The sequence below is a fragment of the Mesorhizobium sp. M7A.F.Ca.US.005.03.2.1 genome (assembly GCF_003997795.1).
GTDB lineage: Bacteria > Pseudomonadota > Alphaproteobacteria > Rhizobiales > Rhizobiaceae > Mesorhizobium > Mesorhizobium ciceri.
The window spans coordinates 1-8,011 of record NZ_RZRP01000219.1 but is presented as its reverse complement, the minus strand read 5'-3'; the positions used below and the strand labels follow the sequence as shown (position 1 = coordinate 8,011).

The 8,011-nt window shown below is 62.8% G+C and carries 6 protein-coding genes and 2 pseudogenes; 1 reads left to right on the top strand and 7 read right to left on the bottom strand.

Annotated features, from left to right (window positions below):
• The 5 genes and pseudogenes from EN991_RS14475 to EN991_RS14455 form a co-directional block, all read right to left on the bottom strand.
• Positions 1-304, bottom strand: a pseudogene (locus tag EN991_RS14475) (sugar phosphate isomerase/epimerase); the annotation flags it as partial.
• Positions 305-357: 53 nt separating this feature from the next.
• Positions 358-1,455: a sn-glycerol-3-phosphate ABC transporter ATP-binding protein UgpC gene (gene ugpC / locus EN991_RS14470; protein WP_013529542.1), complete on the bottom strand. Its 1,098-nt coding sequence runs from the start codon at positions 1,453-1,455 to the stop codon at positions 358-360.
• A gap of 5 nt (positions 1,456-1,460) precedes the next feature.
• Entirely contained in the window at positions 1,461-2,393 is a 933-nt protein-coding gene (locus tag EN991_RS14465) for a carbohydrate ABC transporter permease (protein WP_024504414.1), read from the bottom strand.
• Between the two features lie 2 nt (positions 2,394-2,395).
• Positions 2,396-3,283: a sugar ABC transporter permease gene (locus tag EN991_RS14460; protein WP_024504415.1), complete on the bottom strand. Its 888-nt coding sequence runs from the start codon at positions 3,281-3,283 to the stop codon at positions 2,396-2,398.
• A gap of 81 nt (positions 3,284-3,364) precedes the next feature.
• Positions 3,365-4,603, bottom strand: coding sequence for an ABC transporter substrate-binding protein (locus tag EN991_RS14455; protein WP_013529539.1), 1,239 nt, complete (start codon positions 4,601-4,603; stop codon positions 3,365-3,367).
• A 404-nt stretch (positions 4,604-5,007) separates the two neighbouring features.
• Between EN991_RS14455 and EN991_RS14450 the strand changes: the two genes are divergently transcribed.
• Complete coding sequence (locus EN991_RS14450; protein WP_013529538.1) at positions 5,008-6,063, top strand: LacI family DNA-binding transcriptional regulator; 1,056 nt, start codon at positions 5,008-5,010, stop codon at positions 6,061-6,063.
• 17 nt (positions 6,064-6,080) lie between these two features.
• Here the strand turns inward: EN991_RS14450 and gndA are convergent, their stop codons facing one another.
• Both gndA and EN991_RS14440 read right to left on the bottom strand, forming a co-directional pair.
• Positions 6,081-7,508 carry an NADP-dependent phosphogluconate dehydrogenase gene (gene gndA, locus EN991_RS14445; protein WP_127369004.1) on the bottom strand — a complete coding sequence of 476 codons (1,428 nt, stop codon included), beginning with the start codon at positions 7,506-7,508 and terminating at the stop codon, positions 6,081-6,083.
• Positions 7,509-7,656: 148 nt separating this feature from the next.
• Positions 7,657-8,011, bottom strand: a pseudogene (locus EN991_RS14440) (copper resistance protein CopC); the annotation flags it as partial.

The window sequence follows — 8,011 nt, the reverse complement described above, 5'->3', positions numbered from 1 at the left end:
GCCAGCCGGCCACGTCGGATGGCCGCTGGTCGGGCATCAGGAAAGGGCAGATGAGCAGCGTGATACCGAGTGCGTCGGCGGTTTTGCGCACGCCGTCAAAATCGTTCTCGAGCGCGTCGATCGAGAAATGCCCAGTCGGCATGGCAAGCCCGTTCCTGTCGAGCTCGGCACGGAATGCCTTGGGATCATCATAGACGCCGCCGAAACCTTCGACCTGGGCGTAGCCGAGCTTGCCGAGCATGGCGAGCACACCGTCCCAGGGTTGGAAATTGCGGGCGCTGTAAAGTTGGAATGACCAATTCATCGTCTCTGTCCGTTTTGCTTGGGGATCGTCGTTGGAAGGTTGGTTCTCGGAAGCTAGATGCGTGTGCCGGTTGCGGTGTCGAAAAGCGAGGCGCGCATCGGATCGAATCCAAGCGTCACCGCCTCGTCGTTCTTGGGCGTGCGTTCCGAGGTCACTCGGACGCTGAAATTCTGCTGGGCAAGCTTCAGCCAGACCAGCGTGTCGGAGCCCATGGGTTCGACCACCTCGACATTGGCGGCCATCGAGAACGGCCAGCCGGTGCCGCTGTTCAGGCTGACATGCTCGGGCCTGATACCGAATGTGACGGGGCCGGGAGCCGGAGGCTTGGCAAAGTCGTAAGTGCCGAGCGGGATCTTGATATCCCCGGCCGCGAACCGCCAGCCGCCGTCGGCGTCTTCCAGGTGGCCATCGACGAAGTTCATTGCGGGCGAACCGAGAAAGCCGGCGACGAAACGGTTGACCGGACGGTTGTAGATGGTCTGCGGCGCATCGAGCTGCTGGATGACGCCGCCCTTCATCACCGCGATGCGGTCGGCCAGCGTCATCGCCTCGATCTGGTCGTGGGTGACGTAGATCATGGTGTTCTGCAGCTTGCGATGCAGCAGTTTGATCTCGACGCGCAGTTCGGCGCGCAGCTTGGCATCGAGATTGGACAGCGGCTCGTCGAACAGGAACACGTCGACATCGCGCACCAGCGCCCGTCCGATGGCGACGCGCTGGCGCTGGCCGCCGGAAAGTGCGGCCGGCTTACGCTGCAGCAGCGGCTCGATCTGCAGGATTTCAGCCGCCCGCGCGATCCGCTTGGCGATCTCTTCTTTTGGCGTGCCGGCGACACGCAGCCCGAAGGACAGGTTCTTCTCCACCGTCATTTGCGGATAGAGCGCATAGGACTGGAACACCATGCCGATGCCGCGGTCCTTGGGCTCTTCCCAGGTGACGTTCTTGCCCTTGATGAAGATGCGGCCTTCGGAAACGTCGAGCAGGCCGGCAATGCAATTGAGCAAGGTCGACTTGCCGCAGCCGGACGGCCCGAGCAGCACGATGAACTCGCCATCGGCGACATCCAGATTGAGCGTCTCCAGGACGGTCACCGCGCCGAAATTCAGCGACAGGTCCTGGATCGAAACGCTGGTATCGTTGGCTGCCGTCATCGCCATCACCCCTTCACCGCGCCGGCGGCGATGCCGCGTACGAAAAGCTTGCCGGAGATGAAGTAGACGATGAGCGGCACAAGCCCGGTCAGGATGGTTGCGGCCATATTGACGTTGTACTCCTTCACGCCTTGCACCGAATTGACGATGTTGTTGAGCTGCACCGTCATCGGATAGGTGTCGGGGCGGGTGTAGACGACGCCGAACAGGAAGTCGTTCCAGATGCCGGTCACCTGCAGGATGATGGCAACGACGAAGATCGGCAGCGACATCGGCAGCATGATGCGCAGGAAGATGCCCCAGAAGCCGGCACCGTCGACACGTGCCGCCCGGAACAGCTCCTCCGGCATCGAGGAGAAATAATTGCGGAACAGCAGCGTCAGGATCGGCATGCCGAAAATGGAATGGACGATCACCAGCCCGCTGAGGCTGCCATAGAGGCCGATCTCGCGCAGGATGATGACGATCGGATAGATCATCACCTGGTAGGGAATGAAGGCGCCGACGATCAGGATGATGAAGAACGTATCGGCGCCCTTGAAGCGCCAATTGGCCAGTGCATAACCGTTCACCGAGGCGATGGCGATCGACAGCAGCACTGACGGCACGGTGATGCGCACCGAATTCCAGAAGCCGCGCGAAAGTCCGTCGCAGTTAAGGCCGGTGCAGGCAGTCGACCACGCCTTGACCCACGGTTCGAAAGTGATCTCGAGCGGCGGTGAGAAGATGTTGCCGAGCCGGATCTCCGGCATGCCCTTGAGCGAGGTGACGACCATGACGTAGAGCGGCAAGAGGTAGTAGACCGCCATGACGAACAATGTGCCGTATAGGAAGACGTTGCGGCGCGAAATCACGCGGCGCGGCTTCGGGCCGTAGGGATCGGTGATGCCCTGGCGCGCGCCGGCGGCGGTGCTCGCTTGAGCGGTGATGTCTGCCATGCTCATTTGCGCCGCCCGAACTCGAGATAGGCCCAGGGCACGATGACGATCACCACCGAGAGCAGCATCATGGTCGAGGCAGCAAAGCCCTGGCCGAGGTTCTGGGCGAAGAACATATAGTCGTAGACGTATTTGGCCGGCACTTCGGAGGCGATGCCCGGGCCGCCGCTGGTCTGGGCCACGACGAGGTCATAGACCTTGACGATGCCGGCAGCGATGATGACGAGCGTGGTGATGAAGACCGGCCGCATCATCGGGATGACGATGAACAGATAGGTCTTCCACATCGGGATCCCATCCACCCGCGCCGCCTTCCAGATGTCCTCGTCAATGCCGCGCAGGCCGGCCAGCATCAGGCACATGATGAGCCCTGTGCCTTGCCACAGCGCCGCGATCGATATGCCGTAGATGACGATGCTGGAATTGTAGAGCGGGTCGAAGCTGAAGCTCGTCCAGCCTAAGTCACGGACCACATGCTGGATGCCGAAATCCGGATTGAGCAGCCACTGCCAGACCAGGCCGGTGACGATGAAGGAGAGCGCGAAAGGATAGAGGAAGATGGTGCGCAACGTGTCCTCGAAGCGGATCTTCTGATCGAGCAGTGCTGCAAGCAGGAAGCCGATGACCAGCGAGAACACCAGCGAGATCGCGCCGTAGATCAGCAGGTTTTCGATCGAGATCAGCCAGCGCGGCGTCGCCCACAACCGGTAGTATTGGTCGAGCCCGACGAAATTCAGCCGCGGCAAGAGCTTCGAATTGGTGAAGGAATAGAGCACCGTCCAAACGGTGCCGCCGACGAAAACCACCATGGCGGTGAGGATCATCGGGATCGAGGCGACCTTCGCATTGAGGTTGCGGAACAGAAGGTTGGGGCGTTCGCTCTTGCTCATCTCGTCAGCCGGCTGGGTAAGGGCGGTGCATTCCCGGCCCTGCATTCGCAAGGCCGGGAGCGAGGTGGGTTGCCGCCAGCGTCAGTCCGCCGAAGCGATGAGGTCGGCGAAGCGCTTCTGTGCGTCTTCGACGGTCAATTCCGGCTTGGCGAAGAATTCGGCGAAAAGGTCTTCCTTCTGCTTCTGGGTGTCCTGTGAAAGCAGTTGGTCCGTCCATGGAATGACGGCGCCCTTGGCGAGGATGGCGAGGCCTTTCTTCATGCAGTCGTTCGCCGCGTTGAGATCGACGTCGCCGCGCACCGGCAGGGAACCCTTCTTCAGATTGAAGGCAACCTGCGTCTTGGGATCGAGCAGCGTCTCGGCCAGCACCTCCTGCGCCTTGCTCTTGTCGGCATCCTTGAGCAGCGGGAAGTAGAAGGCGTCGCCGCCCGTGGCTATGACCTCGTTCAGCCCAAGGCCCGGCAGGCAGGTATAATCTTTGCCGGCGGTCTTGCCGGCAACCTGGAACTCGCCCTGTGCCCAGTCGCCCATGATCTGGCCACCCGCCTTGCCGGTGATGACCAGGTTGGTCGCCTGGTTCCAGTCCTGCACATTGGTGTTCTTCGCCATCTTGCGGGCATCGTCCGCGGCCTTGAAGACCTTGGCGACTTCGGGCCCGGCGGCAAACTTGGCATCCTTGTCCTTGTAGACCTTGAGGAACGTGTCCGTGCCGCCCACAGCCGCAAGCAGCACGTCGAAGGCACCGGAGGATTGCCAGGCTTGCCCGCCGACGGCGAGCGGGATGATGCCGGCCTTCTCCAGTGCCGGCGCTGCCGCCACGAATTCATTCCAGTCCTTCGGCAACGGCACGCCGGCCTTCGCGAAGGCTTCGTTGGACAGCCACAGCCACTGCCAGGAATGGATGTTGACGGGCACGCAATAGATCTTGCCGTCGATGGTGCAGCCGTCGAGCAGGCTCTTCGGCCGCACGACATCAGTCCACTTGCCCTTGGTGGCGACGTCGGTGAGGTCGCGCATCAGGCCGGCCTGCACCAGCTCTTCCGCCTGCCGGCCATGGTTGAACTGCGTGGCGCCCATCGGATCGCCACCGGTGATGCGGCTGATCATGATCGGCCGCGCCGTGCCGCCGGAGCCGGCAATGGCGCCGTCCACCCAGTGGTTGCCGGTCGCATCGAATGCCTTGGCAAGTTCCGCAACCGCCGCGGCCTCGCCGCCTGAAGTCCACCAATGGGTGACTTCCAGGTCCGTCGCGGCCGCCTGGCCGGCAAATTGCAGTGCAGCCGTCGCCGCCAGGGCAGCGGTCAAAAATCTGTATCGCATTTCGGCTCCTCCCAGAATCTGAAACGTTACAGATTTTCGATACGGCAATTGCGCGGGCTGTGCAACCCATCAACGAAGCGCCCTCGATATTTTTTCGGGCCGCGAACAAATCCGCCTGAATGATCGCGCTTCTCATGCACTGCAGCATGGTTTGCTGCGGCGCAAACACCGAAATGCCGCCTGATACGGGCAAAAGGCGGCGGCAGGGGCGATTTCTCCTGGAATCCCAATGCGTTTCGCAAAAAGAACCATCCACCTCGTGACGAGGACATACATCTCGATACTGGCAATCTGTAACGTTTCAGTATATTGACGCTTTGCCGGGGCTGGGACGCATATCGTATCGCTATGGCGGCGATTGCCGACATGGCCCGCGGCTGCTATGCGCCTGACGGGCGGGACGAATGGACAGACAGCGTACGGACAAGAACGGGGAGAACTCGGCACAGGGACGGCCGACGTTGAAGACGCTTGCCTTCATGACCGGGCTCGGCGTCACCACCGTGTCACGCGCCTTGAAGGATGCCCCGGAAATCGGCGCCGAAACCAGGCGCCGCGTCCAACTCGTCGCCAAGCAGATCGGCTACCGGCCGAACCGCGCCGGCGTGCGTCTGCGCACCGGCAGGACCAATGTCATCAGCCTCGTGCTCAACACCGACCGCGAGATCATGAGCTTCGTCTCGGACATCATCTACGGTGTTTCGGAAGTGCTCGCCGAAACGCCCTATCACCTGATCGTCACGCCTTATTCCCGCTCGCAGGATCCGATGGAGCCGATCCGCTATCTCGTCGAGACCGGCTCGGCCGATGGCGTCATCATCTCGCGCACCCAACCGAACGATCCACGCGCCCGCTACATGCTCGAGCACGGCATGCCCTTTGCCACGCATGGCCGCACCGACATGGGCCTGGTCCACCCCTACCATGACTTCGACAACCATGTATTCGCGATGGAAGCCGTGCGCCGCCTGGCGAGCATGGGCAGGCGCAAGCTGGCGCTTCTGTCGCCGCCACCCGGGCTGACCTATTATGGCCACACGCTGAACGGCTTTGCCGATGCGCTGAGCGAGGTCGGCGCCAGCGAAATTCCGTTCAACACCGTTTCCATCGATCACACGATCGAGCAGATCAGGACCAGGACCGCGCAGGTGATGCGCCGCGAGAACAGGCCGGACGGCTTCGTCAGCAGCGCTGCCGCCGCGACACTGGCTATCGTCGCCGGCATTGAAGATGCCGGCCTCAAGCTTGGCCGCGACGTCGATGTCGTGTCCAAGCAGTCGTCGGACCTGTTGCACCTGTTCCGGCCGGAATTGCTCGTCGTCAACGAGAACTTCCGCCTGGCCGGCTCCGATCTCGCCCGCTCCGTGCTCGGCTGGATCGGCGGCGCCGCACCCGGATCGTTGCAGCGCCTGGTCGCCACCAGCGAGGTTCAGGCGTTCAGCCCGCCGGTTTCCGTTTAGGCTCTTGGGCCGGCTTGTCAGCCAGCCGCACCGCTTCCCCACGGCCCATGGAACGCGCCTTTGTCGTCGATACGCTCGAAGCCGTGCGCGCCGAAGAAGTCGCGTTGCGCCTGGATCAGGTTCGAGGTGCCGCGGCCCTGGCGATAGCTGTCGAAATAGGCAAGTGCGGAAGACAGCGCCGGAACCGGCGAGCCGGCCTCCGAAGCCCTCGCCACGATGCGGCGCAGCGACGGATGCGCTCCCTGCATCAGCGAGATGAAGGCCGGCGCCATCAGAAGGTTGGTCGAGGCGCCGCCCTTGCTGAAGGCTTCCGCCATGGTGTCGAGCATCTGCGAGCGGATGATGCAGCCGGCGCGCCAGATCCTGGCGATGGTCGGCATCGGCAGGTTCCAGTTGAATTCCTTCGACGCGCCGCTCATCACCGCAAAACCTTGGGCGTAGGCGGCGATCTTGCCGGCGAACAGCGCCAGTTCCAGATCTTTCAGCAAGGCGTCCTTGTCACCGGAAATCTTCGTCACGCCGATGTTGCCATAGGCCTTTTCCGCCGCCAGCCGCTCGTCCTTGATCGACGACAGAACGCGCGCCGCCACCGCCGCCTCGATCGCGGTGGCCGGGATGCCGAGCTGCTGCGCCTCGATGACCGACCATTTGCCGGTGCCCTTCTGGCCGGCGCGGTCGAGGATGATGTCGACCCCCGGTTTGCCGGTCTTCGGATCGTCGGCCGCCAGCACCTTGGCGGTGATCTCGATCAGGTAGGAGTTGAGCCGGCCCTTGTTCCAGTCGGCAAACACCGTGCCGATCTCTTTCGGACCCATGCCCAGGCCGTCGCGCAGGATGCCGTAGATCTCCGCGATCATCTGCATGTCGGCATATTCGATGCCGTTGTGGATGGTCTTGACGAAATGTCCGGCGCCGTCGGTGCCGAGCCATGCCGCGCAGGGTTCGTCCTTGAATTTGGCGGAGATCGCCGTCAGCACCTTCTCGACGCGCTTCCATGAGTCCTCCGTGCCGCCGACCATGATCGACGGCCCGTGGCGTGCCCCCTCCTCGCCGCCGGACACGCCCATGCCGATGAAGGTGAGACCCGAACCGGAAAGCTCGGAGAAGCGCCGCATCGTGTCGCGGAAATTGGCGTTGCCGGCATCGATGACGATGTCGTTGGCCGACAGCACGCCACGCAGTGCCGCGATCTGTTCGTCGACCGGCTTGCCGGCCAGCACCATGATGATGATCGGGCGCGGCGGCCGGATCGCGGCGGCGAGCTCTTCAAGGCTGTAGCAGGGCACGACCATGTCCCTGAGTGCGCCGGCATTCTCGACAAAGGCATCGGTGCGCGCCCTGGTGCGGTTGAAGACAGCGATGCGGTGCCCGTGCTCGGCGATGTTGAGCGCCAGGTTGGAGCCCATCGTGCCAAGGCCGATCAGGCCGATTTCGGCTTTTTCCATCGTTTCTTCCCTGCTCTCGGATCGTTTGTTGAGACCGCGATTTTGCGGGCGATGATTGACGGGCCTTGACGCCTGCGTCAACCGCCTCGCCGAATTGTGTTGCCCGGATTGTCGGTCGTGCCCGTCTAGAGGTACCTGGCAGTCCCGCCTACGGCCTGATGTCGACGGGCGCCTCGATCTTCACCATCTGAAAATCCGAGACCAGTATGTCGATGCGCACCGTCCACCGACCGGGCACCGGAATGACGAGGTTGTCGACGCGCCAGCTGCCGTCGCCGGGCTTGGTCGCCGTGCGCTTCAAGGGTTCGATGCCGGAATCGGGCTTTGACAGCACAAGCGTTACCTCCTTGGCGTCGAGCGGGCCGAAATCGCCGCTCATGATGACCATCGAGGCAACGACCGGGCCGGCATGGCCGGGAGTGAAGTTGAGATCGGCCATCGCTTGCAGCGCGTGGATATGGACCGACACCGGTTGCGCTGCCGCGATCGCCAGGGCTCGTGGC

Coding starts and splice junctions, on each gene's coding strand:
- EN991_RS14455 (WP_013529539.1), bottom strand. CDS start 4,603: ATGCGATACAGATTTTTGACCGCTGCCCTGGCGGCGACGGCTGCACTG.
- gndA (WP_127369004.1), bottom strand. CDS start 7,508: ATGGAAAAAGCCGAAATCGGCCTGATCGGCCTTGGCACGATGGGCTCC.
- EN991_RS14465 (WP_024504414.1), bottom strand. CDS start 2,393: ATGGCAGACATCACCGCTCAAGCGAGCACCGCCGCCGGCGCGCGCCAG.
- ugpC (WP_013529542.1), bottom strand. CDS start 1,455: ATGACGGCAGCCAACGATACCAGCGTTTCGATCCAGGACCTGTCGCTG.
- EN991_RS14450 (WP_013529538.1), top strand. CDS start 5,008: ATGGACAGACAGCGTACGGACAAGAACGGGGAGAACTCGGCACAGGGA.
- EN991_RS14460 (WP_024504415.1), bottom strand. CDS start 3,283: ATGAGCAAGAGCGAACGCCCCAACCTTCTGTTCCGCAACCTCAATGCG.